General features: G+C 69.8%; 26 protein-coding genes. 15 read left to right on the top strand and 11 right to left on the bottom strand.

From position 1 onward, the window contains the following. Window positions 1-30 precede the first annotated feature (30 nt). The 3 genes from D9V36_RS17945 (at window position 31) to D9V36_RS17935 (ending at window position 4324) form a co-directional block, all read left to right on the top strand. On the top strand, window positions 31-1764 hold the full coding sequence (locus tag D9V36_RS17945; RefSeq protein WP_129298498.1) for a sensor histidine kinase: 1734 nt from the start codon (window positions 31-33) through the stop codon (window positions 1762-1764). Window positions 1765-1860: 96 nt separating this feature from the next. Next, entirely contained in the window at window positions 1861-2514 is a 654-nt protein-coding gene (locus tag D9V36_RS17940; protein WP_129294678.1) for a response regulator transcription factor, read from the top strand. Window positions 2515-2758: 244 nt separating this feature from the next. Beyond that, window positions 2759-4324, top strand: a complete 1566-nt coding sequence (locus D9V36_RS17935) for an alpha/beta hydrolase (RefSeq protein ID WP_129294677.1) — start codon at window positions 2759-2761, stop codon at window positions 4322-4324. 130 nt (window positions 4325-4454) lie between these two features. Here D9V36_RS17935 and D9V36_RS17930 read toward each other — a convergent pair whose 3' ends face one another. Together D9V36_RS17930 and D9V36_RS17925 are read right to left on the bottom strand one after the other, a co-directional pair. Beyond that, entirely contained in the window at window positions 4455-4898 is a 444-nt protein-coding gene (locus D9V36_RS17930; protein ID WP_129294676.1) for a hypothetical protein, read from the bottom strand. 341 nt (window positions 4899-5239) lie between these two features. Continuing rightward, window positions 5240-6796 (bottom strand): FAD-dependent monooxygenase, encoded by a 1557-nt coding sequence (locus tag D9V36_RS17925; protein ID WP_241720917.1) that lies wholly within the window; start codon window positions 6794-6796, stop codon window positions 5240-5242. Between the two features lie 69 nt (window positions 6797-6865). On the opposite strand from D9V36_RS17925, the gene D9V36_RS17920 reads away from it, so the two are divergent. Next, window positions 6866-7591: a TetR/AcrR family transcriptional regulator gene (locus D9V36_RS17920; RefSeq protein WP_129294675.1), complete on the top strand. Its 726-nt coding sequence runs from the start codon at window positions 6866-6868 to the stop codon at window positions 7589-7591. Between the two features lie 40 nt (window positions 7592-7631). On the opposite strand, the gene D9V36_RS17915 is transcribed toward D9V36_RS17920, so the two are convergent. The 3 genes from D9V36_RS17915 to D9V36_RS17905 form a co-directional block, all read right to left on the bottom strand. Beyond that, the gene (locus tag D9V36_RS17915) at window positions 7632-8057 is read right to left on the bottom strand and encodes a hypothetical protein (RefSeq protein ID WP_129294674.1); all 426 of its coding nucleotides are present in this window, start codon (window positions 8055-8057) and stop codon (window positions 7632-7634) included. Further along, the gene (locus D9V36_RS17910) at window positions 8054-8296 is read right to left on the bottom strand and encodes a hypothetical protein (protein WP_164992850.1); all 243 of its coding nucleotides are present in this window, start codon (window positions 8294-8296) and stop codon (window positions 8054-8056) included. The genes D9V36_RS17915 and D9V36_RS17910 overlap by 4 nt, the downstream gene beginning before the upstream one ends. A gap of 137 nt (window positions 8297-8433) precedes the next feature. Continuing rightward, window positions 8434-8976, bottom strand: a complete 543-nt coding sequence (locus tag D9V36_RS17905) for an ATP-binding protein (protein WP_241720916.1) — start codon at window positions 8974-8976, stop codon at window positions 8434-8436. A 190-nt stretch (window positions 8977-9166) separates the two neighbouring features. Between D9V36_RS17905 and D9V36_RS17900 the strand changes: the two genes are divergently transcribed. The 3 genes from D9V36_RS17900 (at window position 9167) to D9V36_RS17890 (ending at window position 10547) form a co-directional block, all read left to right on the top strand. Continuing rightward, window positions 9167-10018: a helix-turn-helix domain-containing protein gene (locus tag D9V36_RS17900; protein ID WP_129294671.1), complete on the top strand. Its 852-nt coding sequence runs from the start codon at window positions 9167-9169 to the stop codon at window positions 10016-10018. 27 nt (window positions 10019-10045) lie between these two features. Further along, window positions 10046-10255 carry a DUF397 domain-containing protein gene (locus D9V36_RS17895; protein WP_129294670.1) on the top strand — a complete coding sequence of 70 codons (210 nt, stop codon included), beginning with the start codon at window positions 10046-10048 and terminating at the stop codon, window positions 10253-10255. A 97-nt stretch (window positions 10256-10352) separates the two neighbouring features. Then, window positions 10353-10547: a DUF397 domain-containing protein gene (locus tag D9V36_RS17890; RefSeq protein ID WP_129294669.1), complete on the top strand. Its 195-nt coding sequence runs from the start codon at window positions 10353-10355 to the stop codon at window positions 10545-10547. Between the two features lie 97 nt (window positions 10548-10644). Here the strand turns inward: D9V36_RS17890 and D9V36_RS17885 are convergent, their stop codons facing one another. Genes D9V36_RS17885 through D9V36_RS17875 form a run of 3 tightly spaced genes read right to left on the bottom strand, consistent with a single transcriptional unit; the run spans window position 10645 to window position 12610 of the window. Continuing rightward, the gene (locus D9V36_RS17885) at window positions 10645-11496 is read right to left on the bottom strand and encodes a helix-turn-helix domain-containing protein (protein ID WP_129294668.1); all 852 of its coding nucleotides are present in this window, start codon (window positions 11494-11496) and stop codon (window positions 10645-10647) included. 24 nt (window positions 11497-11520) lie between these two features. Continuing rightward, complete coding sequence (locus D9V36_RS17880) at window positions 11521-12042, bottom strand: DUF6879 family protein (RefSeq protein ID WP_347239715.1); 522 nt, start codon at window positions 12040-12042, stop codon at window positions 11521-11523. Window positions 12043-12076: 34 nt separating this feature from the next. After that, on the bottom strand, window positions 12077-12610 hold the full coding sequence (locus D9V36_RS17875; RefSeq protein WP_129294667.1) for a DUF6879 family protein: 534 nt from the start codon (window positions 12608-12610) through the stop codon (window positions 12077-12079). A 467-nt stretch (window positions 12611-13077) separates the two neighbouring features. Here D9V36_RS17875 and D9V36_RS40955 point away from each other — a divergent pair, with 467 nt between their 5' ends. Both D9V36_RS40955 and D9V36_RS17865 read left to right on the top strand, forming a co-directional pair. After that, window positions 13078-13248, top strand: a complete 171-nt coding sequence (locus D9V36_RS40955; RefSeq protein WP_164992970.1) for a hypothetical protein — start codon at window positions 13078-13080, stop codon at window positions 13246-13248. Window positions 13249-13672: 424 nt separating this feature from the next. Continuing rightward, the gene (locus tag D9V36_RS17865) at window positions 13673-14080 is read left to right on the top strand and encodes a hypothetical protein (protein ID WP_129294665.1); all 408 of its coding nucleotides are present in this window, start codon (window positions 13673-13675) and stop codon (window positions 14078-14080) included. Window positions 14081-14213: 133 nt separating this feature from the next. On the opposite strand, the gene D9V36_RS17860 is transcribed toward D9V36_RS17865, so the two are convergent. Beyond that, a complete protein-coding gene (locus tag D9V36_RS17860; protein WP_129294664.1) occupies window positions 14214-14945 on the bottom strand; it encodes an SDR family oxidoreductase in 732 nt (243 codons plus the stop codon). 136 nt (window positions 14946-15081) lie between these two features. On the opposite strand from D9V36_RS17860, the gene D9V36_RS17855 reads away from it, so the two are divergent. Beyond that, window positions 15082-15672 carry a TetR/AcrR family transcriptional regulator gene (locus tag D9V36_RS17855; protein ID WP_129294663.1) on the top strand — a complete coding sequence of 197 codons (591 nt, stop codon included), beginning with the start codon at window positions 15082-15084 and terminating at the stop codon, window positions 15670-15672. 146 nt (window positions 15673-15818) lie between these two features. On the opposite strand, the gene D9V36_RS17850 is transcribed toward D9V36_RS17855, so the two are convergent. Both D9V36_RS17850 and D9V36_RS17845 read right to left on the bottom strand, forming a co-directional pair. Beyond that, window positions 15819-16433 (bottom strand): GOLPH3/VPS74 family protein, encoded by a 615-nt coding sequence (locus tag D9V36_RS17850; RefSeq protein WP_129294662.1) that lies wholly within the window; start codon window positions 16431-16433, stop codon window positions 15819-15821. A 235-nt stretch (window positions 16434-16668) separates the two neighbouring features. Further along, the gene (locus D9V36_RS17845; protein ID WP_241720915.1) at window positions 16669-17613 is read right to left on the bottom strand and encodes a LysR family transcriptional regulator; all 945 of its coding nucleotides are present in this window, start codon (window positions 17611-17613) and stop codon (window positions 16669-16671) included. 180 nt (window positions 17614-17793) lie between these two features. Here D9V36_RS17845 and D9V36_RS17840 point away from each other — a divergent pair, with 180 nt between their 5' ends. The 5 genes from D9V36_RS17840 to D9V36_RS17820 all read left to right on the top strand — a co-directional run bounded on the left by D9V36_RS17840 (window position 17794) and on the right by D9V36_RS17820 (window position 24213). After that, on the top strand, window positions 17794-18693 hold the full coding sequence (locus D9V36_RS17840) for an EamA family transporter (RefSeq protein WP_241721324.1): 900 nt from the start codon (window positions 17794-17796) through the stop codon (window positions 18691-18693). 328 nt (window positions 18694-19021) lie between these two features. Then, window positions 19022-19597, top strand: a complete 576-nt coding sequence (locus D9V36_RS17835) for a Uma2 family endonuclease (RefSeq protein ID WP_129294661.1) — start codon at window positions 19022-19024, stop codon at window positions 19595-19597. Window positions 19598-19973: 376 nt separating this feature from the next. Next, a complete protein-coding gene (locus D9V36_RS17830; protein WP_129294660.1) occupies window positions 19974-20777 on the top strand; it encodes a TIGR03084 family metal-binding protein in 804 nt (267 codons plus the stop codon). Beyond that, window positions 20774-22618: an acyclic terpene utilization AtuA family protein gene (locus D9V36_RS17825; RefSeq protein ID WP_241720914.1), complete on the top strand. Its 1845-nt coding sequence runs from the start codon at window positions 20774-20776 to the stop codon at window positions 22616-22618. The genes D9V36_RS17830 and D9V36_RS17825 overlap by 4 nt, the downstream gene beginning before the upstream one ends. Then, entirely contained in the window at window positions 22615-24213 is a 1599-nt protein-coding gene (locus tag D9V36_RS17820; protein WP_129294659.1) for an acyl-CoA carboxylase subunit beta, read from the top strand. The genes D9V36_RS17825 and D9V36_RS17820 overlap by 4 nt, the downstream gene beginning before the upstream one ends. Window position 24214: the final 1 nt, after the last annotated feature.

Here is a 24214-nt window from a genome sequence, read left to right as displayed (position 1 = left end):
GATCCGGGCAGGACTCTCTTCGATCCCGGGATGTGGCCGCTCGGGCGCATTGTGGGCGAATTGCTGCTGAGCCTGGTGCTGGGGACGTCGGCGGCGGTGATCGAGGCCCTGCGCCACGGTGACGCGGTACAGATCATTACCGTCGCTCTGGCTGCCGGACTGCTGTTGCAGCTGCGCCGGGTGCTGCCCGGGACCGTCCTGCTGGTGACCATCGTGGGTGCGGCCGCGTTCGCCGGTCTCGCCCCGCTGACCCCCGTCGTCGGCTGGTCGGCCGGCCGCCGGATCGTCGGGGTCGGCAGGGCGACCGGCACCTTCGCCTTTGCGTATGCCCTCAGCTTCGGCCTGGAACTCTGGCAGGAGTGGCCCCGTGTCACGCCGGCGATTCTGGGCATAGGCGTCCTGGTGACGCTGGTCACGACCGTCGTTCCCGGCCTCGCCGGCCGCTACTGGTCACAGCGGCGCACGCTGCTGGACACCCTGCGGGAGTACAACACCCAGTTGCTGCGCGAACGCGCGATGATCGTCGGACAGGCCCGCATGCGCGAGCGCCAGCGCATCGCGCAGGACATGCACGACAGCCTCGGCCATCAGCTCGCCCTCATCTCGGTGCACACCGGAGCGCTGGAGGTGGACCGCGAGCTGACCGGGCGGCAGCGGGAGGCCGTGGGGGTGCTGCGGGAGGCGTCGGTGGGCGCGATGCACGAGCTGCGCGAGGTGGTGGGGCTGCTGCGGGACGGTGCCCACGACCCGGGGGACGGGGCCGCTCCCTCGGCGCCCCCCGGAGACACCCCCGCCCCTGCCCTTGAGGCCATGGGAGAGGAGGACGCCAAGGCGTCTGCGCGAGGGGTGGCAGGCATCGAGCGCTTGGTGGCGGTGTCCCGGAGCGCCGGTACGGCCGTGGAGCTGCGGCGCTCGGGCGAGGTGCGCCCGCTCGCCCCGGCCGCCGGTCACGCGGCGTACCGGATAGCCCAGGAGGGCCTGACCAACGCCCACAAGCACGCCCCGGGCGCCTCGATCACCATCGCACTGCGCTATGAACCGGACTCGTTGGTCGTGGAGATCGCGAACGGTCCCGCGCCCGGGATCGCGGACGACGGCCGGAGCGTGGTGAGCGGCGGTCAGGGGCTGACCGGGCTCGAGGAGAGGGCCCGGGTCGTCGGAGGCATGGTGCATGCGGGCCCGATGGCGGACGGCGGCTTCCGGCTGGCGGGTGTGCTGCCGTACACCTCGTCGGACGCCGGTGCCACGGGTTCCTTGCCCAGCAGGGCAATGGCGACGTTCGTTGATCCAACCGCCGACTTTCGGCAGCAGATTTCGGCGGGTTCGCTCGGCGAAACTGATCCGGTCATCGAATGGAACGGTCGGCCGAAGGAGCTGGCCAAGGCAAGGAGCAGGGGCAAGAGATGCAGCGGCATAGCCATCGGTTGCGGTGTGGCGGCACTGATCGCCCTGCTGCTGGTGACCGGCGTCGTCGGTGGGATCTTCCTCATGAGCGAAATGGACAAGGCAATGATCGAACCGAAGGAGTACGCAGCGGTGAAGGTGGGCCGGCCCGAGGCCGAGGTGCGCAAGCAGTTGCCGGACGGCGCCACGTTCCTGGCCGAAGGCCTCGACAAGGGCGCACCGCCCGTGCCGGAGGGGGCGAAGTGCCTCAGCCTCAATTCCACGGAGTTCGGCAGCATCTGGGGGAAGGACCCTGTCTTCCGGTTCTGCTTCAAGGACGGCACGTTGATCGAGAAGAAATCCTTCGAGGTCACGACGTAAGGGGGAACGTCGTCGTGATGTCCCCGGCGGGCCACCTGATCGGGGATGATGACGAACGGCCCCAGCTATGACCGTTCAAGAGGGCGCAGGAGACTCGTGATCAAGGTTCTCGTCACGGATGACGAGCCGCTCATCCGGGCGGGTATCAGGATGATTCTCACCTCGGCCGACGACATCGACGTCGTCGCGGAGGCGGCGAACGGCCGCGAAGCGGTCGAACTGGCCCGCGCCCAGCGCGTGGACGTCGTGCTGCTTGACATCCAGATGCCGGTCATGGACGGGCTGACGGCCCTGGCCGAACTCCGCCGGGCCGCCCCTGATGCACGGGTGCTGATCCTCACCACCTTCGGGGAACAGCAGAACGTGCTGCGCGCCCTGGCCGAAGGCAGCGCGGGCTTCCTGCTCAAGGACTCGGCGCCCGCGGAGCTGATGCGTGCGGTCCGGGCCGCCGTGGCCGGGGACGCCTACCTGTCACCGGGCGCCACCCGTCACGTCGTGGACTCCCTGGCATCCGGCCAGAGCGCACGCCGCGCCGAGCAGGCCCGCCGCCGGCTGGAGAGCCTGTCGGACCGTGAGCTGGAGGTCCTGGCACTGCTGGGCGAGGGCCTGTCCAACGCGGACGCCGGCCAGCGGATCCATATGAGCGAGGCCACGGTCAAAACGTACGTGAGCCGCATCCTCGCCAAACTGAACTGCGAAAACCGAGTACAGGCCGCCCTCCTGGCACGAGACGCCGGCCTGGGAACCTGAGCCCCCACCCACAGCCGAAGGCTGGGTAGCGCGACGTACACCGCGCCGGTGAAGCCGGCTCCCGGTCGGCGTATCGCTGCAGTCACACCTCACGGCGGGTCCGCGGCGCGCTCGCGCCGAGGTGCGCTGCTCTGCCGTGCGCAACCGCAAGAGGCCAGCACGCCCCGCCGGCGACATGAACGTCCCTCTCTCCCCGCACGCCGCCCACTTCAACTGCACTTCACTCACCCACAGGAAGACCGTCATGCCCAGATTTCTCGCTCTTCGCACCATCTCGCTGCTCTCGACCTCCCTCCTGCTCACGCTCGGCGCCACCGCCTGCAGCCCCGACAAGGGCGACGCCGGCCACACAGGGTCCGCCCCCTCGGCCGCCGTACTCCCCGCCTCCCTCACTTCCCAGAAGCTCAACTGGCAGCCCTGCCAGGCGCCGTCCACCGCCCAGGGTGGTGGCGCGGCGCCCGGCAAGCTGCCGGACGGCACGGCATGGGAGTGCGCGAACCTGAAGGCGCCCCTGGACTACGCCAAGCCCGCCGGCGACACCATCGACCTCGCGATGATTCGCGCCAAGGCCAAGGCCAAGGGCGACGGCAAGCGGATCGGCTCGCTGGTCTTCAACTTCGGCGGGCCGGGAGCGTCCGGCGTGGCCACCCTGCCGGGCTACCCCCAGGCCGCCCGGTCCCTGCACTCGCAATACGACCTGGTCAGCTTCGACCCGCGCGGCGTCGGCAACAGCGCGGGGGTGACCTGCCTGAGCGACAAGGAGCTCGACGAGCAGCGCGGTGAGACCCCTGATCTGGCCGGGACGGCCGAGCAGAACAAGCAGACCGCGGCAGCCTGCGCGAAGAAATCCGGGAAGGTGCTGCCGCACGTCGGCACCGAGAGCGCCGCCCGCGACATGGATCTCATGCGCCAGGTACTGGGCGATGCCAAGCTCCACTACTTCGGCATCTCCTACGGGACAAAACTGGGCGGCGTCTATGCCCACTTGTTCCCGAAGCATGTGGGCCGCACCGTCCTGGACGCCGTCGTGGACCCGACCCAGGATGCCGTGCAGGAGTCCCTGGGCCAGGCGAAGGGCTTCCAGCTGGCGCTGGACAACTACCTCGCCCACTGCGTCAAGACCCCCGGCACCTGCCCGTACCGGAGCCCCGAGGACGGACGCCGGCGGATCGCCCAGCTCCTGGCGAAGACCGGCAAGCAGCCGCTGCCGACCAAGAGCGGCCGCAAGCTCACCAAGGAGCAGACGGTCCTGGGCATCGCCGCGACGCTCTACTCCAAGGATGCCTGGCCTGCCCTGTCGGTCTCGCTCTCCGACGCGGAGCAGGGCAGCGGCGACAACCTCCTGAAGCTGGCCGACAGCTACCTGAGCCGGGACGACAAGGGGCACTACAGCAACACGGAGTCCGCCAGCACCGCGATCAACTGCGCCGACACCAAGCGGCGCGCCACTCCCAAGGAAGTGCAGGCCAGACTGCCGGAGTTCCGCAAGGCGTCCCCGGTCTTCGGTGAGCTGACCGCCACGGGCTTGCTGGGCTGCACCGGCTGGCCGGTCACCGGCAAGGCCGACACCCCGGAGGTCTCGGCACCCGGCGCCGCCCCCATCGTCGTCATAGGCAACGCGGGCGACCCGGCGACTCCCGTCGCGGGCGCCCGGAAGATGGCCGAGAAGCTCGGGAAGGGAGTGGGGAAGCTGCTCACGGTCAAGGGCGAGGGCCATGGCATGTATGGCGTCAATCAGTGCGCCACCAAGGCTGTGAACAGGCATCTGCTGGACGGCAAGGTCCCGGCCGACGGCACCGTTTGTTCGTGAGCACGGCATAGCGCGAAGGCCCGCTCGCCGCGAGGCGCCGGAACTGCGCAACGGAAAGAGGTGTTGTGAGGGCGGTGTGGTGAGGGCGGTGTCGTGGGGGCGGCGTAGTGAAGCGTGGCGTGGGCTCGCGCTACCGGGCGGCGAACGCCGACCGCACCCGCCTGCCGTTCACGATCACGACGACACCGAGCAAGAGCACTCCGCACACGCCCTGTTCAGCCCTCAGCCACACCGGGAAGGCGCCGGGGAGCGCAACGATGACCGCGATGGCCACCAGCATGATGCCGGACGCCAACCGCAGCCGCAGATAGGACCGGCTGTGGCCACGGCCGGTCCGCACCGCGAACGAGACCATGAGCAGGGAGGTTACGACGACGATGGAAGCGCGCACCCACACGGCGTCGGTCACCAGGTCGGGGCGGTGGCGCTGCAGGATGATGGCGACAAGCGTGAGCGCGCTGAGTAGGGCATAGCCGCCGACGAGCAGCGTGGCTCTGTGCAGCGCCCGCCGGAGGAGCAGATGGCGTAAGTCTCCGCCGGCCGGCTCGGCGGCGTGCGGTATCGGGGTGTTCATGCTGATCCTCTCTGATCCGGGTACAGGGCTGCCTACGGGAGGCTGCCTACGCAGGGCTGCCTACGGCCGGGCGCACGGCCGGCCCGCAACGGGCCTTGCGATGGCGGGCTCATGCCGCGCGGACGGCCGGTTCCATGGTCGTCCCCGCCCGCCGTCGCTTCCTCGTTCACGTGGACGAGACACGGCCCCGGCCCTTCTCAGGGGCTTCCCGGGGCCGCCCCGTAGTGGCATCCCTGACGGCTCCGGAGGGAGGCATGGATGAAGGCCCGTATGAAGGCCCAGGTGGAGGCCCGTATGCAGGCCTGGTTGCAGGCCTGGTTGCAGGCCTGGATGAGCCCTATTCAGGCATCCTGCCCCTTGCCCAACAGCCGTTCCAGGACGGTCCCGAGCCGTTCGGGCGCGCTCTCCCCGGCCCGCCAGCCGATGAAGCCGTCGGGGCGCACGAGGAAGGCACCACCCGCCGGGATCTCCGGCATGGCGACGCTGTGCACGGGCAGCCCGAGCCGCCCGGCGGCCTCGTCCCAGGCCGTGTCCCCGGGGCCGGTCAACAGAGTGAACCGGGAGCGGATCAGGTCGAGGGTTGAGAGCCCTTCGCTGATCCAGTGGTGCGGCAGCCGCGAGCCGGGGGAGCCGTCCAGGTCGAGGGCGATGTCCTCGGTGGAGGGCAGCTCCGGCTCAGGGTCGATGACCGCGGCCGAGGCGTAGCGGTAACCGGCGTGTACGACGGGCGCGTTGACCACCCCGGCGGCGGCCCGCGCGCGAGCCGCCGCCGGCCCGTACCCCCAGTGCAGCGCGGGGTCGGACAGCCGCAGCACCGCCTGGTCCAGGGCGAGCCTGGCCACCGGACGGCGTTCGGCGTCATAGCTGTCGAGCAGTGCGGCGCCGGCCGTGCCGCGGAGCATCAGAGCCAGTTTCCACGCCAGATTGTGGGCGTCGGCGACCCCGGTGTTCAGCCCGAAGGCGCCGAGCGGCGGCACGACATGCGCGGCGTCGCCGATCAGGAACACCCGGCCGTCGCGGAAGCGGTCGGCGAGCAGGCCGCGCATCCGCCAGTGCAGAGTGCTGACGATCTCGACGTCGAGGCCGGGGGCGCCCAGGGCGGTCCGGATCAGCTCAGGGGTGGGCTCCTGGGAGCGGGAGGTGTGGAAGACCCACTCCTTGGACCCGTCGATGGTGACGAGCATGCCGGTGGCCTCGGGGTGAGTGATGTCGCAGAGGCCGAACGACCGCCCGCCCAGCAGCGGTTCGAGGTCGGCGCGGAAGAGGATGTTGGCGTTCGGCTCGCCCAGGTCTCCGGGGCCGGAGGTGGCGATACCGAGCGCTTGCCGAACCGCACTGCGGGCGCCGTCCGCGGCAATGAGGTAATCGGCGGTGACCGTCCGGCCGTCGGAGAGCCGCGCCCTGACCCCCGTGCCGTCCTGGGTGAAGGATTCCAGGGCGACACCGAATTCGACGACCGCGCCGCGCTCCCGGGCGGCCGGCAGCAGGACGGCGTCGAGGCGGTTCTGCGGGCACGTACCGCGCAGCGTTCCGGGAGTCCAGGGCATGTCCGCGGTGGCCAGGTTCCGGGCCGGGCCGGGTGGCCTGGACGGCAGGCCGGCCGCTGCCAGGGTCTCCGCGCTGATCTTGCCCAGGCTGCCGGCCGAACCGTCGACCGCCACCGCGTCCACCTCATCGGCCAGTTGGACCTCGCGCAACAGTTCCACGGTACGCCCGCCCAGTCCGGTGGCACGCGGGTGCACCCGGAGGCCGTCCTCCCGCTCGACCAGATGCACCCGGACGCCGTGATGCGCCAGGAACACAGCGGCACTCAGCCCGACCGAACCCCCACCACTGATGAGCACTTCGGCCCGCGCATCCATCGTCGCGTCATCTGCCCGTACTTCCGTCACCGTCATCCCCTCCCCGAGTGGGAACAGTGTTCCCGTCAATGGGCACACTGTAGCCACAAGGTTAGGATGAGCACCATGGCAGACGAGAGAAACGGCCCTGAGCTGGTCTGGAGCCGGGAGCCGCGGGCCCCCAGGCGACCGGCGATGACGATCGGTCGGATCGTCGAGGTCTCACTGACACTCGCGGACGCCGAGGGCCTGGAAGCGCTGTCCATGCGGCGGGTCGCCACCGCGCTCGGCTCCGGCACCACCTCGCTCTACCGCTATGTGGCGAGCCGGGACGAGCTGCTGGAGTTGATGATCGACGCGGCCCAGGGCGAGGATGTGCCGCCGCCGCTCTCCGGTGACTGGCGTGCCGACCTGCGGGCGGCCGCCTGCCGGCACCGCGCCGTCCTGCTGCGGCACCCCTGGCTGAGCGGGGTGATGTCCACCCGCCCGGCGTTCGGTCCCAACATGCTGCGCCAGGTAGAGACCGCCCTGGGTGCAGCCTCCGCCCTGACCGACGACATCTCACTGGCCTCGAACGCCGTCGATGTCGTCATGCAGTACGTCTTCGGCTCGGTCTCCCGCGAACTCGCCGAACAGGAGGCGCAGCGCCGCACCGGCCAGACCGAGGAACAGTGGCGGAGGAGCGTCGGCACTTACGTCCAGGAGGTCATCGCCGCCGGCCACCACCCCCAGTTCGCCCGCCGCGTCCTGGAGGCCCAGGACCACACCTCCCAGCAACTCTTCGACTTCGGCCTCGACTCCCTCCTCGACGGCATCGCCACCCGCGCGAACGACCCCGACGCGCGGCCCTGACCCTGACCCTGACCCAGCCAGGGCGTGTTGGCCCCGCCCCCTACGGGAAGCCGTCCGCCGACGCCAGGGGCACCCCGAACCCCACCGCCTCACTGTCTCGACACGAACAAGGCATTCCCGGCGGCCCGTCGACGAGGGCCAGAAAGAGGACCGGACTGGCCGACCATTCCACCCACGCCCCGCCGCACGCGAGCGCAAGCCCGCACGGCTCGCCCCGCTGGAGTGCGCCCATGGCCCCTACCTGCCCCGGCCCGCCCAACTCGCCCAGCACCCACTGCCGTTCGTCCCCGGGGAGACCGGCGGCCACCTCCCGCGCATCCGCGCCCATCAGCCGGACGGTGCGTACGGGGCTGCGCGTGGCGAGAGCCGACCAGGAAGCCAGACGATCCGCGTGTACGGAGGTGTACACGAACCGCTCACACCAGAAGCCGGGCGTGAGGAGATCCGACGCGGTCCCGGGCGTCACGCTGCCTCCTGGACGTACGGCGCCCGAAGGGAGGCTGCGGCACGGGCACTCTGGGCGTCGAGGTCGTGGGCCGGCTCGATGTGCGCCGTCAGCGCGTAGGTACACCCCTCCGCATCAACTGCCCTGAGTGCGAACGGGATTCCGGCAGCCAGGCCCTCCCGCGCCCACCGGTATCCGACCGCATCCTCCAGCCACGCATGCACCACACCGTCGTACGGCGCGCCTAACTGCTGCGCCACATGCTCCGCCCGCGTCCGGATCCACCCCAGCGCCCGACCAGGCGAGCACGAGGTCCAGCCGCCGAGGTCGATCGAGCGACCGCCCGGATAGCGGGCCGTAGCCTCCACCCGGTAGGCCACGGGCAGCCGCGCGGCCGTCAGCGGCTGAGCGGTGCCGGTGCCGGTGCCGGTGCTGGTGTCAGTGCCGGTCCCGGATGCCGTGCCGAGGTGTCGCCTGCCTCCGCCCCGGCCGCATCGGCTGACTCCGTCAACTCGACCCACACGGTCTCTCCGATGCCGTCCCGGTCGACGCCCCAACCACTTGCCAAGGCGTCCACCAGCACCAACCCACGCCCAGATTCGTCGTCCTCCTCGGCATCGTTCATCACGGGCAGTTCGTTGCTCGCATCCCGCACCTCCAGCCGGAGGCGCCCGCTCGCCCACACGAACCGGACCCCGACCTCCGCGGCGGCGGGCCCCTGCGTCTGTACCTGTGCCCGCACGGCATTCGTGACCAGCTCGGAGAGCAACAGCTCCGCAGAATCGGCCAGTTCGCCACTGATACGCCAGACCCGAAGCTGCCGGCGGAGCAAGGCCCGGGCCCGGGCGGCGCTCCGGTCGCCCGCAGGTAACAGGTGCGCCGCGGCAGTCGCCAGGGCGGCTGTGAGTCGTGTTGCTGCTGGTCGGGCGCGTGCGGACATAGCTATCCCCTTGGAGCGCATGACGGAGCGTCAAGATCACTGCTTGCTGACAGGGTTGGCACCCTCAGTGACCGTGGTCTCTAGAGTGCTGGGCGATCGCTAAATTGGCAAGTGAGCAATTGGCACTAGTGCCAAGATCTTTATTGGTGGCTAGAGTTCAGCCAACGAACCCGTTCAGAGGGGGTACTTCATGGCCGGAGCACGTCCGACTGTTCGACGGCGACGTGTCGCTGCGAAGCTGGTCGAGTTCCGTGAGCGGGCAGGTAAGTCCCCGCAGGAAGCGGCCGAGCGCATCGGATGTCACCGAACAAAGATCAACAAGATCGAGAACGCGCGCCTTGGGATCTCGCTCGGCGAGCTGCGCGACCTGCTGAGGTTCTACGAGGTGGATGAACCAGCTGTGGTTGACGACTTGGTGTCGCTCGCGCAGCGGAGCCGGGAGCCTGGCTGGGTGCAGCGTGCGGGACTCGCGCGTCCGTCGTTCACGGACTTCATCGACTACGAGAAGTCGGCGGACTACATCCGGTCGTACCAGAGCAACCTCATTGCCGGACTGCTGCAGACCCCCGATTACGCGAGGGCCGTGCTCTCCGCCCCGCCGTCGACGCTTGGGAATGAAGAGGTCGAGGCGTTGGTGGAGTCACGCATAAAGCGGCAGGAAGTGTGGGAGCGCGCTGATCCGCCTCGCATGTGCGTGATCGAGACCGAGGCGGCCCTGCGACTCCAGGTGGGAGGCCGCCAGGCGATGCGCAAGCAGTTGGAGCATCTGGAGAGCATGGCTGAGCACCCCTCCGTTGAGGTGCAAGTCATTCCGGACCGGGCGGGAGCGCACGCGGGACTGTCCGGTTCGTTCGTGCTGTTCGGGTTCCCCAACCCCACGTACTCCGACGTTGTGTGCATCGAGCACCGCACTGGGACTCTGTACATGGAAACCCGGGAAGAGACGGCGGAATATCCGCTCATCTTTGACTCGCTCAGGTCAATCGCCTTGAGCCCGGGGGACAGCCTCGACTTGATCGCCCAGGTGCGACAGGACCTGTAGCAACCAGGACTGAGAGAGGCAACAAGGATGATCAACCTGACCCCTGAGACCGCCACTTGGCGCAAGAGCAGCTACAGCGGCACGGGTGGCGACTGCGTCGAAATCGCCGACGGCTTCCCCGGCGTCATACCTGTACGTGACAGCAAGCACCCAGCCGGCCCTTGCCTCACCTTCGGGACGCACGCGTGGGCCTCGTTCATATCGACGTTGCAGGGCGACGACGCAGCGGCTGCCTGAGGCCACGTTTCCCAGCTCTGGGGCTTCAAGTTGGCGGAAGCGCACTGTCTCATGAAGACCTCCGTGTACGGTCTGCCGGCTTGCTGAAGGAGAACCGGTGACCACATTCAGGTATTACAAGTCCAGCTACAGCGGTTCGCAGGGCGAATGCGTGGAAGTGGCCCGCAACGTCCCGCAGGCCACAGCCTTACGCGACAGCAAGGACCCCGCCGGCCCTTGCCTCATCGTGGGCGCAGGGGCTTGGGCCTCGTTCATGGAAACGCTCAGGACGGACGACTCGGCGGCCCGCTGAGGCTGTCGTGCAGCCCCTGGCGGGCACGAGCACGTGCAAACGATGCAAGTGCCCCGGACCAAGCTCTTGGCCGGGGCACTTGCCATCGATCGAGGCCTCAGCGCAGTACCTCAAGCGCCTTCAAAATGAGCGCTCGCGCCTCCGCGCCATATACGGCCATGCTGCGTAGCTGCTCGAACGCCTTGAGGTAGAGGGCGATTTCGGAGGGCTGGGTGATGTTCACCTGTGCAGACATCAGCTCGACCGATACAAGGGTGTCGTCGTAAACACTGAACAACTCCTGTGGCCACAAGACTCGTTCACTTGTTGCCATGGGTATGACGCCGAGCGAAACAGACGGCAGCGCGCCGGCAGTGAGCAGGTAGCCCAGCTGAGCGGCCATCGCGTCAGGAACTCCAAGTTGGTAGTAGAGGACGGCCTCTTCGATCAGCAGCACGAAGTGATGCCCCGGCTCGTGGATGATCTGCGAGCGTTCCAAGCGCGCTGCCGCCGCCTCGTCGGCATCATCGGGAACCTCGAGAAGACGGGCGTTTGTGCTGAGTACGGCCCGTGCATACCCCTCTGTCTGTAGCAGTCCGGGTACCAGTGTCGGAGAGTACACACGGAACAGGGCTGTCGACCGGAAGAGCTGTACGTAGCTGTCCTGCAACTGGCGAAGTCCGGTGCGCACCCGGTGTCGCCACTCTGTGTACAAGGACTCGGCATGTCTGGATGCCGCTATGAGGTCCGGAGCCTGGTCGACGGCGTCACAGGTGCGACACCACAGCCGAATGTCCGTCGGCGAGGGGGGCGTCTTGGCGTTTTCAATGCGGGAGGTCTTGGAGTGGTGCCAGCCACACCGGTCAGCCAGCTCGGTGACCGTTAGCCCTGATTCCTTCCGGAGATCGCGTAGCTTTCGCGAGACCGTTTGGCGCGCGGCTTGGGCTGAGGAGGAGGGGGATGTGGGCATGAGCTGGCTTGTCCGGTGCTTCCTTTAGCTGATCTCGTATTGGTTGTGCGGGATGGCTCTTGCCCACACCGCTTCGAATGCGTCGGCGCAGAGTTTGATGGTTGCTGCGTCGTTGGACTCCTCGTGGGCCGTCACATCACCATCCCCACCGAAGTGGTTCCAGCGGATCAGGTGGTCGTCGAAGAGCCAGAAGTCGTTGCCTGGCAGGGCAATGTCGGAGGCGCGGCGGCGAGGAAGCCACCGAACCTGCTCGCCGGCATTAACGTTGACGATGACCCCGGCGTGCATATACCGAATGGAGTCAGATACCGGTTCGGATACGATGCGCGCTCTCCGGATCGCAACGCCGCGCGCGACGGCCTGAGATACCACTTCGACCCAGGACTTCCAGTATTCCGAGTCGGGGTCGATCTCTCGCCGGCCTGTGCGCTGCCAGGTAGCGAAGTCTTCCGTCTCTCCGCTCACGTTGTAGTAATCCCGCATTTGCAGGAATACGGCGGAGCGGTGCGCGGACTCCATGAGTTCGCTAAAGCTTGGCACCTTCACGCCCTCCAACGACGGTTGTGCAGTGCTCTGCAGGTTAGTGAATCGCGTAGTCGTCGTGAGGGATGGCTCGGTCCCACACTGTCTCGAAGGCGTCACTGCACTGCTTGACGACTCCAGGCTCGGTGCGGAGTTCCATCGGCGGCTCGGCCCAATCTCCAACGCCGCTGAAGTGGTTGAACAGAACCGACTCCCCGTCGAAGATCCACAGATCGCAGCCGGGCAGCATCAGGTCGACGGCACGCCGACGAGGCAGCCAACGGACCAGCTCGCCGGCGTGCACGTTGACGCTCGCCCCGGCGTGCTCGTAGCGGATGTAGTCGGTGACGGGCTCGGACACGATGCGGGCTCGGCGTACGGTGACGCCGCGCGCGGTGGCTCGCGAGATCAGATCGACCCAGGGTGCCCAGTAGGCCGAGCCGGGATCGGCATCGCGCAAACCGGTGGCTTTCCAGTGGTTGAAGTCGTCGGCCTCATCGCCCACCCCGTAGACATCCCGCATCTCAAGATGCACGGCGGAGTGCTGCGCGCCTTCCATGAGGTCCTTAAAGCTGGGCTCGTTCTGCGGCATCGCATGCCTCCCTCAGTGTGGGCACGAGGCGTACGGGGATGCGGATCACCGTCTCGTGCGCGGGAACTCCCTTGGTGTGTCCCGGCGCGGAATTCTCCACGCACTGGGCTCGTGTCTCGTCGTCAGCGATGTAGCTCTGAAGCACGATGTCGGCGTTCGCCAGGTCGACCCAAGCTGTGGGTGAGCCGTTCGTCCCCGTATCGGGGTCAATGCCGATGAACTGTAAGGCCATTACCGTCCTCCGCTCCCAGCTGTGCGCTGATGTGCATCACCATTGCGAGCTGCGCGCGTCCGGTCAAGGCTGAAAAGTAGCCAACTCACCTGTAGGAGTGACTGTATGCACACTCATGCACATTGATGGCCAGGCGTGGGCGAAATCTCTAGCGTCTTCATCCGACGCAGCCTTGCCCCTTGGCCGGATGCGGAAGCCGCGTTCGGTCTCCACGACGCCTGATGGAGGCATCCGCATGTGTACTCCCGGATCTCCGACCACGCCCGCCGCGACGCAGGAGTGCGGCGAGTGCCGGGAGCTTGAACGCGGTTGGAAGCAGGCCGAAGCGGCGCGGGATCTCAGCAGGGTGACCGACTTCAACGTCCTGATCGTCCGGCACCGGATGACGCACCGGACGGAGCCGTAAACGGGAGCGGACAGCTGTGAAAACTCCCGCCCCGGCCGCCATTCCCTGGCAGGACACGGCCGGAGCGGGTGGGCCCACGAGGGGCCCTCGCAAGGGCACGACGGCGCGCGGACCGACCGCGCGGCGACTTTGCACCCGAGGAGAGCACCATGCGATACCGCCTCGATCCGGTCAAGTACGGCGGCGACGAGGACGACAACCAGGGCGGCAACCCCAACGGAGGCTGCGGCGACGGCGAGGGCTGCGGCCGCCAGTAGCCCCCGTGGAGCGGGCGGCTCTCATCCCGTAACCGGGGCGTGGGCCGCCCGTTCGGACCAGTGCAGGCAAGACCAGTGCAGGCAAGACCAGTGCAGGCAAGACCAGTGCAAGTAGGACCAGCGGAAGTAAGACCAGCGCAAGTAAGGCGCTCGCAGCAAGGAGTGAGATGCCCGGACCCCACCACCACGCCTATGTCTGGCTCGGCAGCGGCGATGTGCTCGTGAAGCCGGGCGACGCTCACCGGCGCCCCGGCCACCCGGAGTTCCGTTCCGCCCAGGTGATGCCGCTGGAGTGTGCGGACTGGCTGCTGAAGCCGGCCTCTCGGATCGAGGCGACGTTCGATGAACCGAAGGAGGGGGCCGATTGGTATGCCGATCAACTCTCCCAGTACGCAGGTCTTTTCGTCGGCTCGTACCCGGAGGGCTTGTCGCACGAGGAGACCGTGCGGGCGCTGGCGGCCGGTGAGGACCGGGTCGGCGGGTGGTGGGTGACCGGCGGCCGTTTTCTCTCGCTCAACCTGATCGCGTGCAGTCCGCATCCGGTGCGTCCGGATTATGGGTGCCCTGGGCGGTAGTCGGGGGAGGGGCGGGAGAGGGCAGGGGGCGATGGCGCGGCGTTCGTGCGGTCGTCGTCAGCCGCCCGGGCCGCGCCAGAAGATCGCTCGCTCGCGATCCGACATCGCGGCGTCCTGCGGCAGCCCCGCAGGCCTATCCCTGGGCGGTGGGGCGAACGACGATGTCACCCACATCGACACCGTCCGGCTGCTCGATGGCGAAGGCGATGGCGCGGGCCACCGCCTCCGGCGAGAGGCCGATCTCCATCAGCTTGTCGATCTGGGGCTTCACGGCCGGATCCATGCGCTCTGCGAAGTCCGTACGGACGGCGCCGGGTGAGACGACGGTCACGCGCAGGCTGTCGCCGGCCTCTTGCCGCAGGCCCTCGGAGATGGTGCGCACGGCGTTCTTCGTGCCGGCGTACACCGACTGGAGCGGCACGATGCGCAGTCCAGCGGTGGACACGGTGTTGACGAAGTGCCCGAAGCCCTGCTCCCGGAAGACGGGAAGGGCTGCGGCGATCCCGTACAGGACCCCTTTGAGGTTGACATCGATCATCTCCTCCCAGTCCTCGACGCGCAGGTCATCCAGGCGGGAGATCAGACCGATCCCGGCATTGCTGACGAGGACGTCGAGCTTGCCGTATCGATCGCGTGCCAGCTTGACGAGGCCGGAAAGGTCCTCGCGCCGCGTCACGTCCGTGCGGGCCCAGGCGGCTTCACCGCCGGCCTTTTCGATGCGGGCGGCCAGGGCCTCAAGACGCTCCGGACGGCGTGCCCCGAGGACGACTTTCGCGCCGCGCTCGGCGAGCAGGAGCGCGGTCGCCTCGCCGATGCCGCTGCTGGCGCCCGTGATCACGACGACCTTGCCTTCGATTCCCGACACGATGGACAGTCCTTCCGGTGGAGGAATGCGGGCAGAAGATGCCCATGCCCTACAGTGAAAGTGGAGGCGCCGCCACTTCAGTCAGGCTAAGTGGCGTCGCCTCCACTTAGCAAATGGTGATGAGGAGAGAGCGCTGATGGCCCGAGATGCAGGACGTCCACTGCGGGCTGACGCACAGCGCAACCGGGACAAGATCCTGGCCGCCGCGGTGCGTGTGTTCACCGAGCAGGGACTCGACGCGCACTTCGAGCGCATCGCCCAAGAAGCGGGCGTGGGAACCGGCACCCTCTACCGCAACTTCCCGACCCGGGAGGCCTTGATCGAGGCGGCGTACCGCAATGAAGTGGCCCGGCTGTGCGACGCCGTCCCCGGCCTCCTCGCGGCCATGCCGCCCCCCGAGGCCCTGCGTGCGTGGACTCGCCGCTTCATCGACTACGCCACCGCGAAATTCGGCATGGCCGACGCTCTGCGAGCCGTCGTCGCCTCGGGAACCAACCCCTACGCCGGCAGTCACGAGCTGATTCAGGCAGCCCTTTCTTCCCTCATGGAAGCTGGTACCGCTGCCGGAACGATCCGGTCCGACATCAGTCCGACCGACATGTTCGCCGCCCTCGCCGGCATCGCCCTCACCTCGGCCAAGCCCGAGCAGCGAGAGCAAGCCGAACGCCTCCTCGACCTCACCCTGGACGGACTGAAACCCGCGCCGCCGCGGCTCCCCGAAAACTGACGGCAGAAGCCCGGCGGTGCCGTCGGTGGACGGTTCGCTCCGGGAGTCCGCCGTCTACGGCACCGATGCAGGGCGATGCTGTCTGCGTCCTCCAGCCACAACTCTGCGTGCCGGCGGGCATTGTGAGATTGGTCGTGCGGTTGTCGTCATCCGCCCGGTCCTCGCCAGATGTTGCTGAAGGCCTCTTCGTCGATGGCTCGGCGTTGACGTTCGAATTCCAGCTCGTGCACCGCGTCATTGACGGCGGCGAGCACGGTCTCCACCGCGTCGTCGGCCACGTCTGGAGGCTCACCCGCCCGGTCGCCGCGGATCCCGAGAGGTGCCGCGAGGCCGGCGAGGACGGGCTCACCCGAGGCCAAGCGGGTCGCCGCCCCGCGGCGTGCGGGCGACTCGGCCAGCGTCATCTGGCCGGTCCGGAAGGGCATCCAGCGGCGGCGGGGCCTGCGGGTGAGCTGCCCTTCCGCCTCAAGGGCGGCCAGGTAGGCCGTGGACAGACCGCGGCCTCTGCGCCACAGCCAGTCGTCGACGGACTCGTACGGCGGTTGTTGGTCGAGTGACGATGCGGCCTCGTCCATGAGGCGATCGGCCACGGCCGGACGGTAGCCCGGCACGATGCGGTCGCCGTCCAGGCTGACGGCCTGCGCCTCCAGGAGGTCGATCAGCTCGGCTCCCGCGAGCGCGAGCGACAGGTTGCCGCGCTCCAGAGTGCGACTGGATTCCATGTCCATGGCGATGAACAACAGGTCCCGCGGTGTGGTCATGAAGGGCTCCACGTGAGGGCAGCACAAGTACGAGCACGAGCACGAGCACGAGTACGAGCATGGTGACGAACTCGCTTGGGCATCAGGAGCGACGCGTCGCTCGGCACCGGCCCCGGCACCCGGTGTGGCGTCGGGTGGGCCTCGCCGCCCGCCGTGAGCGTTCCTCATACGAGCTTATGGAGCGAAGGCGGTAGGTGCATCCCACGGGATGCGGGCCGTAGCGGTCGGTGTCTCCTCAGCCGGCGTCGGTGCCGGCCTCGGAGGGGGTGCCGGTGTGGGTGGAGGCGCCGGTGCCGGTGCCGGTACGCCGTGCCTCTCCGCCCGCCGTCCTCCCGATGACCTCGTGGGCCAGCCTGACCAGGTCCGGAATCCGCGGATGCCCCGGGCCGTCGCGCCAGGCGATGACCACGGGGACGGGTGGGGCGTCGGTCAGGGGAACGTAGGCCATGGCGGGGTGGGGGTGCATGTCGGCGGTGGCGGAGGTGGTGACGCCCACGGCCCGGCCGCCGGTGATGGCGGCCAGCCAGTCGTCGGTGTTGCCGATGGTGATGGTCGAGGCGGGGCGGGCCGGTGCGGGCCACAGGTCGAGGGTGGTGGTGCCGGAGACGGTGTTGAGGGCGATGGTGCGGTCCGTCAGCTCGGTGAGGGAGAGGGCGGTGCGGTGGGCCAGTGGGTCGTCGGCGGGGAGGCCGGCGACCCTGGGCTCGGTGGTGAGCTGGTCGGTGATCAGGCCGGGGGCGCGGACCTCGCCGCGCAGCAGGGCTGCGTCCACGTCGCCGCGGGCGAGACCGGCCGTGCGGTCGTCGATGCGGAGGAGTTCGAGCGGGGTCGCCGGGTGCTCCTCGTGCCAGCGGCGCAGCAGTGCGGTGGTGTCCGTACCGGCGGCCGACCAGGCGTGGCCCAGGCGCAGCGGCCAGGCGGTGTGCGGTGCCTGGCCGAGGGCCCGGTCGAAGGCGGTCACCGCGATCGCGGCCTGGTCGCGGAAGGAGAGGCCGTCGGGGGTGAGCGCGAGGTGGTGGGTGGTGCGGTCGACGAGGCGGAGGCCCAGCTCCTGTTCCAGCTGGCGCAGGGTGCGGGAGACGGCCGGCTGGGTCAGGTGCAGGCGCTCGGCGGCACGGGTAATGCTCAGGGTGTCGGCGATGGCGAGAAAGCAGCGGAAATGACGCAGCTCGATGCTCATGCGTGGGGAGCATAACAACAGGGGAAAAGGCATTTCACGGACCGGAAGAAGGCCCCGTAGCGTGGTGGCGTGAACGCATCGTCCGAGAGCCCTGATGGTCGTCTCCCCGCCGCTCCCGTCCACACCGTCTCCGCCGGTGACGACGGGGGGATCCCGCACCCCGTGCCGCCCTCGCCCGAGGTGCTGACGGCGGAGGCCCAGGCCGGTACCGCCGGTACCGCCGGGGCGTCGGGTGCGCGCGGGCGGCTCGTGTCGGTGGCGCTGGTCATCGGCGGGATCGTCTCGCTGCAGTTCGGCTCGTCGGTGGCGGTGCTGCTCTTCCCGCGGGCCGGTGCGCTGGGCGTGGTCACCCTGCGGCTGGTCGTCGCCTCGCTGGTGCTGCTGGTCGTCTGCCGCCCCAAGGTGCGCGGTCACTCGCGGGGCGACTGGGCCACGGTGCTCGCCTTCGGCGTCGCACTGGCCGGAATGAACTCGCTCTTCTACCAGGCGATCGACCGCATCCCGCTGGGGGCCGCGGTCACCCTGGAGTTCCTCGGGCCGCTGATCCTGTCGGTGGCCACCTCGCGCCGGCTGCTCAGCCTGGTGTGGGCGGCGCTGGCTCTCGGCGGTGTAGTGCTGCTGGGACGTGAGGGTCTGGACGGACTCAACCTCACCGGCGCGGCGTTCGCGCTGGCGGCCGGCGGTCTGTGGGCCGCCTACATCCTGCTGTCCGCCCGTACGGGACAGCGCTTCCCGCAGGCGGACGGGCTGGCGCTGGCGATGACCGTCGCGGCGCTGCTCAGTCTGCCGTTCGGCATCGTCAGTGCGGGTACCGCCCTGCTGAACCCGGTCACGCTGGGGCTGGGCGCCGCCGTCGCCCTGATGTCGTCCGTGATGCCCTACACCCTGGAACTCCTCGCCCTGCGCAAGCTCCCGGCCTCCGGCTTCGCCGTGATGATGAGCCTGGAGCCGGCCGCCGCGGCCACCGCCGGGTTCCTCGTCCTGCACCAGGCGCTGGGCTGGGCCGAGGTGCTGGCGATCGGGCTGGTCGTGGTCGCGAGTGTGGGGGCGGTACGGAGCGCGGGGGCGGGGGCGCATTGAGCGGGGGAGTGGGGTCGCGCAGAGCGCGGGGGACGGGGTCGCGCTGAGCAGGGCCGTGCGCCGTGTGACTCCCTGATCTGGTGTGAGCGGCGGTGCCTGCTCCCCTCCCCTCGGTACGAAGGCTTACGGCGGTGACCCTGGCGTTCCGCTGCGCCGCCGACTCCCCGGCCGGGCCTCAAAAGCCTCGGAACGAAACCGTCGGACCGGCAGAGTTCAGGGGCACCTGCACCAAGGACAGGTGCAAGACCTGACGCCTCCCGCCTGCCTGCGGGGGCGACATCCGCCCCTCAGCCGGGCCACACTGGCCTTAGCCAAGGAGGTGAGAGGAATGAGCGTTGCAGCCGCCGACCACCAGGGTCCCTGGACCCGTGACGATGTCCTGGCCCTGCCCGAGGACACCCGTTCCCGTATCGAGCTCGTCGGAGGCAGCCTGGTGATGAGCCCCAGCCCAGGCGTTCCCCACCAGCGGGCCTCCCGCCGCCTGGCCGCCCTCCTGGAAGCGGCTGCCGACGCCGCGGGTGCCCCCGTGGAGATCCTTGAGGCCATCAACCTCGTCGTGCCCGACGGGCTGCTGATCCCCGACATCGCCGTCTGTGACGCTGATGCCGCCGCCGACGCCGGCCTCACCGTGCCCGCGCACGACGTGCTCCTCGTCGTGGAAATCGCCTCGCCGTCCACCCGGGTCACCGACCGCAAAATGAAGCCGGCTCTCTACGCCGCGGCGGGGATCGCCCACTACTGGCGCTTGGAGCTGGAGCCCGGACCGCGCCTCTACCTCGGCGAGCTGGAGAACGGCGGCTACCTCGACCGCCTCGTTCAGGCCGCGGAGACGACCGCCGTCGATCGTCCCTTCCCGATCGACATCGACCCCGGTGTCCTCGCACATCGCCGCGCTCCTGAGTAGTAGGGGGCACTCGGCGGCGTCGGCGGACCACTGGTTTGCCGCCAACGGATTGTCCCTACGGGATCAACCCCCGCTCGGGGTGACCGCCTCGTAGACGTCGGCCTCGCCCCGCCATGTCCGCTGTCTCCTGGCTCACGCCTCCTGCGTCACGTCTCACGCCTCACGCCTCACGCCGCAACCATGTCTCGAAGGCATCGCTGGATCAGAAAATCATGCAGGCGTGCTTGATTGTTTCTGTCAGCGCTGCCACGCTCGGAGCGCACCGCACCCGCACCACACCCGCACCACCGACGGGCCGTCGCCCTGTGCCGCGGCCGTCGTCGTATGTCAACACGCCCTGCTGTTACGGCAGTCGCGTCGATGAGGGGAGTGTCGCGTGTCCGATCCCGGCGCCGTACTGGCCGATCTCAGGGCGGAGAGCGAGGAGTTGGACGCGCTGGTCGCCGGGCTGCCGGCCGAGCGCTGGTCGGTTCCGACGCCCGCCGAGGGGTGGACCGTCGCCCATCAGATCGCCCATCTCGCCTGGACCGACCGGCAGGCCCTGCTCTCGGCCACCGACCCGGAGGGGTTCGCACGGGCCGCGCAGGAGGCGCTGGCCTCGCCGCTGACCTTTGTCGACGAGGCTGCCGAGGCGGGGGCGAAGGTGCCGCCCGCGGAGTTGCTCGCCGGCTGGCGCGACGGCCGCGAAGAACTGCTGCGGGCTCTCGCCGACCGTCCGGCGGGCGTGAAGCTGCCCTGGTACGGCCCGCCGATGAGCGTCGCCTCGATGGCCACCGCCCGGCTGATGGAGACGTGGGCGCACGGCCAGGACGTGGCCGACGCGCTGGGGGTCACCCGCCGCCCCACCGCCCGGCTGCGGCATATCGCCCGGATCGGGGTGCGGACCCGTGACTTCGCCTATGCGACGCATCAACTCACCCCGCCCGACGAGGAGTTCCGCGTCGAGCTGCGGGGGCCGGACGGCTCGGTGTGGGAGTACGGGCCTGCGGACGCCGGGCAGCGGGTGACCGGGGACGCGGTGGAGTTCTGTCTGCTGGTGACCCAGCGGGCGCACCGTGCCGACCTGCCGTCCCTGCGGGCCGAAGGGGCGGACGCGCAGCGGTGGCTGGGGATCGCCCAGGCCTTCGCGGGTCCGCCGGGCAAGGGCCGGGAGCCGTCCGGGCAGGGCGGCGACGCATGACCGGCGGCCGCCCTGTGGGCGACGCGGGCCGCGCGCAGCCCCCGACACCCGTACGCCCGATCGGCGCCGACCCCGCCATCCTCCGTATCGGCAACGCCTCCGGCTTCTACGGCGACCGCTTCGAGGCGCTGCGCGAGATGCTGACCGGTGGCCCCCTGGACGTCCTGACCGGCGACTATCTCGCCGAGCTCACCATGTTGATCCTCGGCCGGGACCGTCTGAAGGACCCCGCGCGCGGCTACGCCAAGACCTTCCTGCGGCAGTTGGAGGACGGGCTCGGGCTGGCCGTCGAGCGCGGGGTGCGGATCGTCGCCAACGCGGGCGGGCTGAACCCGGCCGGACTAGCCGATGCCGTAAGGGAGTTGGCGGACAAGGTCGGGGTGTCCGTGAGCGTGGCGCATGTGGAGGGCGATGATCTGCTGGCGCGCGGGGGGTGGGGCGAAGGGGTGCTGACCGCCAACGCCTACCTGGGCGGCGGGGGGATCGCGGCGTGTCTGCGGTCCGGTGCGGATGTGGTGGTGACGGGGCGAGTGACCGATGCCGCGCTGGTCAGCGGCGCGGCCCAGGCGCATTTCGGCTGGCGGCCCGGGGATCTGGACCAGCTGGCCGGGGCGGTGGCCGCCGGGCACGTCCTCGAATGCGGCGCCCAGGCCACCGGCGGCAACTACTCCTTCTTCGGCGACCATGACCTGCTGCGGCCCGGCTTCCCGCTCGCCGAGATCGCCGCCGACGGCAGCGCGGTGATCACCAAGCACCCGGGGACCGGCGGCGCGGTCACCACCGGCACGGTCACCGCCCAGCTGCTGTACGAGACTTCCGGTGCCCGCTACGCCGGGCCCGATGTGACGGCGCGGCTGGACACCGTGCGGCTGACGGACGAGGGGCCGGACCGGGTCCGGATCAGCGGGGTGCGCGGCGAGGCGCCGCCGCCGACCCTCAAGACCGGGCTGACCCGCCTCGGCGGCTGGCGCAACGAGGTCACCTTCGTCCTGACCGGGCTGGACGTGACGGCCAAGGCCGTGCTGGTCCGCCGGCAGATGGAGGCGGCCTTCGACGCGGCGGGCAACCGGCCGGCCGAGGTGCGCTGGACGCTGGCCCGCACCGACCACGAGGACGCGGAGGTCCAGGAGGAGGCGAGCGCACTGCTGCGGCTGGTGGTGCGGGACGCCGACCAGGACGCCGTGGGGCGGGTGGTCAGCGGCGCCGCGGTCGAGCTGGCGCTGGCCAGCTACCCCGGCTTCCACGTCACCGCGCCACCCGGCAGGGGCACCCCGTACGGGGTCTTCGAGGCGGTGGCGGTGGACGCGGCCGATGTGCCGCAGGTGGCCGTACTGGCGGACGGCACCCGGGTCGCCGTCCCACCCGCCCGGGCCGCCATCCCACCCGCGTCCGCCACATCCGCCACGCGGGCCGCCACCGCGCCCGCATCCGCCACATCCGCCACATCCGCCACCCGGGAACTGGAAAGACTCCCCGACCCGGAGCTCCCCGAGCCGCTGCCCGCCGGGGCCACCCGGCGCGGGCCCCTCGGCCTGGTCGCCGGTGCCCGCAGCGGCGACAAGGGCGGCTCGGCGAACGTCGGGGTGTGGGCCCGTACGGAGCGGGCCTGGCGCTGGCTGGCGCACGAGCTGACCGTCGAACGGTTCCGGGAGCTGCTGCCGGAGACCGCCGAACTGCCGGTCGACCGGCACGTACTGCCGAATCTGCGCGCGCTCAACTTCGTCGTCGACGGGCTGCTCGGCGAGGGCGTCGCGGCCCAAGCCCGGTTCGACCCGCAGGCCAAGGCCGTGGGGGAGTGGCTGCGCGCGCGACACATGGAGATACCGGAGGTGTTGTTTTGACCGTGCTCGCAACCGGGCTCGACACGGCGGGCGCCGAGTACACGGAGCGCCGGGAGACGATGCTCGCGAAGCTCGCCGAGGTCGGGGCCGAACACGCCAAGGCGACCGCGGGCGGCGGGGAGAAGTACGTCGCCCGGCACCGGGGGCGCGGCAAGCTGCTCGCCCGGGAGCGGATCGAGCTGCTGCTCGACCCCGACACTCCGTTCCTGGAGCTGTCGCCGCTCGCGGCCTGGGGCAGCGACTACCAGGTCGGTGCCTCGCTGGTCACCGGCATCGGCACCGTCGCCGGTGTGGAGTGCCTGATCACCGCCAACGACCCGACGGTGCGCGGCGGCGCCAGCAACCCCTGGTCGCTGAAGAAGGCGCTGCGGGCCAACGAGATCGCCTTCGCCAACCGGCTGCCGGTGATCTCGCTGGTCGAATCCGGCGGCGCCGATCTGCCCAGCCAGAAGGAGATCTTCATCCCGGGCGGGGCGCTGTTCCGCGACCTCACCCGGCTGTCGGCGGCCGGCATCCCCACCGTCGCCGTGGTCTTCGGCAACTCCACCGCCGGCGGCGCCTACGTCCCCGGCATGTCCGACCACGTGATCATGGTCAAGGAGCGGGCGAAGGTGTTCCTCGGCGGGCCGCCGCTGGTGAAGATGGCGACCGGCGAGGAGAGCGACGACGAGTCGCTGGGCGGCGCCGAGATGCACGCCCGCACCTCCGGCCTCGCGGACTACTTCGCGGTGGACGAGCCGGACGCGCTGCGCCAGGCCCGCCGGGTGGTCGCCCGCCTCAACTGGCGCAAGCCGCAGCCCGATCCGGGCCCGGCCGTGGCGCCGAAGTACGACGAGGAAGAGCTGCTGGGCATCGTCCCCGGCGACCTCAAGGCACCCTTCGACCCCCGCGAGGTCATCGCCCGGATCGTGGACGGCTCGGACTTCGACGAGTTCAAGCCGCTCTACGGGCCGAGCCTGGCGACCGGCTGGGCCGAGCTGCACGGCTACCCGGTCGGCATCCTCGCCAACGCCCAGGGTGTGCTCTTCAGCGCGGAGTCCCAGAAGGCCGCCCAGTTCATCCAGCTGGCCAACCAGCGCGACATCCCGCTCCTCTTCCTCCACAACACCACCGGCTACATGGTCGGCAAGGAGTACGAGCAGGGCGGCATCATCAAACACGGCGCGATGATGATCAACGCGGTGTCGAACTCGAAGGTCCCGCACCTGTCCGTCCTCATGGGCGCCTCGTACGGCGCCGGCCACTACGGCATGTGCGGCCGTGCCTTCGACCCCCGGTTCCTGTTCGCCTGGCCGAGCGCCAAGTCCGCCGTCATGGGACCGCAGCAGCTGGCCGGGGTGCTCTCGATCGTCGCCCGCGCCTCGGCCGCGGCCAAGGGGCAGCCCTACGACGACGAGGCGGATGCCGGGCTGCGCGCCATGGTCGAGCAGCAGATCGAGTCGGAGTCGCTGCCGATGTTCCTGTCGGGACGGCTCTACGACGACGGTGTCATCGACCCGCGCGACACCCGGACCGTCCTCGGCCTGTGTCTGTCCGCCCTCCACAACGCGCCGGTCGAGGGCGCGCGGGGCGGCTTCGGCGTCTTCCGGATGTGAG

Origin of the sequence: Streptomyces lydicus (genome assembly GCF_004125265.1) — a bacterium.
GTDB classification, from domain to species: Bacteria; Actinomycetota; Actinomycetes; order Streptomycetales; family Streptomycetaceae; genus Streptomyces; species Streptomyces lydicus_C.
This window is presented reverse-complemented; position numbering and strand designations above follow the sequence as displayed.

Coding starts and splice junctions, on each gene's coding strand:
- D9V36_RS17945 (WP_129298498.1), top strand. CDS start 31: ATGTGGCCGCTCGGGCGCATTGTGGGCGAATTGCTGCTGAGCCTGGTG.
- D9V36_RS17935 (WP_129294677.1), top strand. CDS start 2,759: ATGCCCAGATTTCTCGCTCTTCGCACCATCTCGCTGCTCTCGACCTCC.
- D9V36_RS17930 (WP_129294676.1), bottom strand. CDS start 4,898: ATGAACACCCCGATACCGCACGCCGCCGAGCCGGCCGGCGGAGACTTA.
- D9V36_RS17925 (WP_241720917.1), bottom strand. CDS start 6,796: ATGACGGTGACGGAAGTACGGGCAGATGACGCGACGATGGATGCGCGG.
- D9V36_RS17920 (WP_129294675.1), top strand. CDS start 6,866: ATGGCAGACGAGAGAAACGGCCCTGAGCTGGTCTGGAGCCGGGAGCCG.
- D9V36_RS17905 (WP_241720916.1), bottom strand. CDS start 8,976: ATGTCCGCACGCGCCCGACCAGCAGCAACACGACTCACAGCCGCCCTG.
- D9V36_RS17900 (WP_129294671.1), top strand. CDS start 9,167: ATGGCCGGAGCACGTCCGACTGTTCGACGGCGACGTGTCGCTGCGAAG.
- D9V36_RS17895 (WP_129294670.1), top strand. CDS start 10,046: ATGATCAACCTGACCCCTGAGACCGCCACTTGGCGCAAGAGCAGCTAC.
- D9V36_RS17885 (WP_129294668.1), bottom strand. CDS start 11,496: ATGCCCACATCCCCCTCCTCCTCAGCCCAAGCCGCGCGCCAAACGGTC.
- D9V36_RS17875 (WP_129294667.1), bottom strand. CDS start 12,610: ATGCCGCAGAACGAGCCCAGCTTTAAGGACCTCATGGAAGGCGCGCAG.
- D9V36_RS40955 (WP_164992970.1), top strand. CDS start 13,078: ATGTGTACTCCCGGATCTCCGACCACGCCCGCCGCGACGCAGGAGTGC.
- D9V36_RS17865 (WP_129294665.1), top strand. CDS start 13,673: ATGCCCGGACCCCACCACCACGCCTATGTCTGGCTCGGCAGCGGCGAT.
- D9V36_RS17855 (WP_129294663.1), top strand. CDS start 15,082: ATGGCCCGAGATGCAGGACGTCCACTGCGGGCTGACGCACAGCGCAAC.
- D9V36_RS17850 (WP_129294662.1), bottom strand. CDS start 16,433: ATGACCACACCGCGGGACCTGTTGTTCATCGCCATGGACATGGAATCC.
- D9V36_RS17845 (WP_241720915.1), bottom strand. CDS start 17,613: ATGAGCATCGAGCTGCGTCATTTCCGCTGCTTTCTCGCCATCGCCGAC.
- D9V36_RS17835 (WP_129294661.1), top strand. CDS start 19,022: ATGAGCGTTGCAGCCGCCGACCACCAGGGTCCCTGGACCCGTGACGAT.
- D9V36_RS17825 (WP_241720914.1), top strand. CDS start 20,774: ATGACCGGCGGCCGCCCTGTGGGCGACGCGGGCCGCGCGCAGCCCCCG.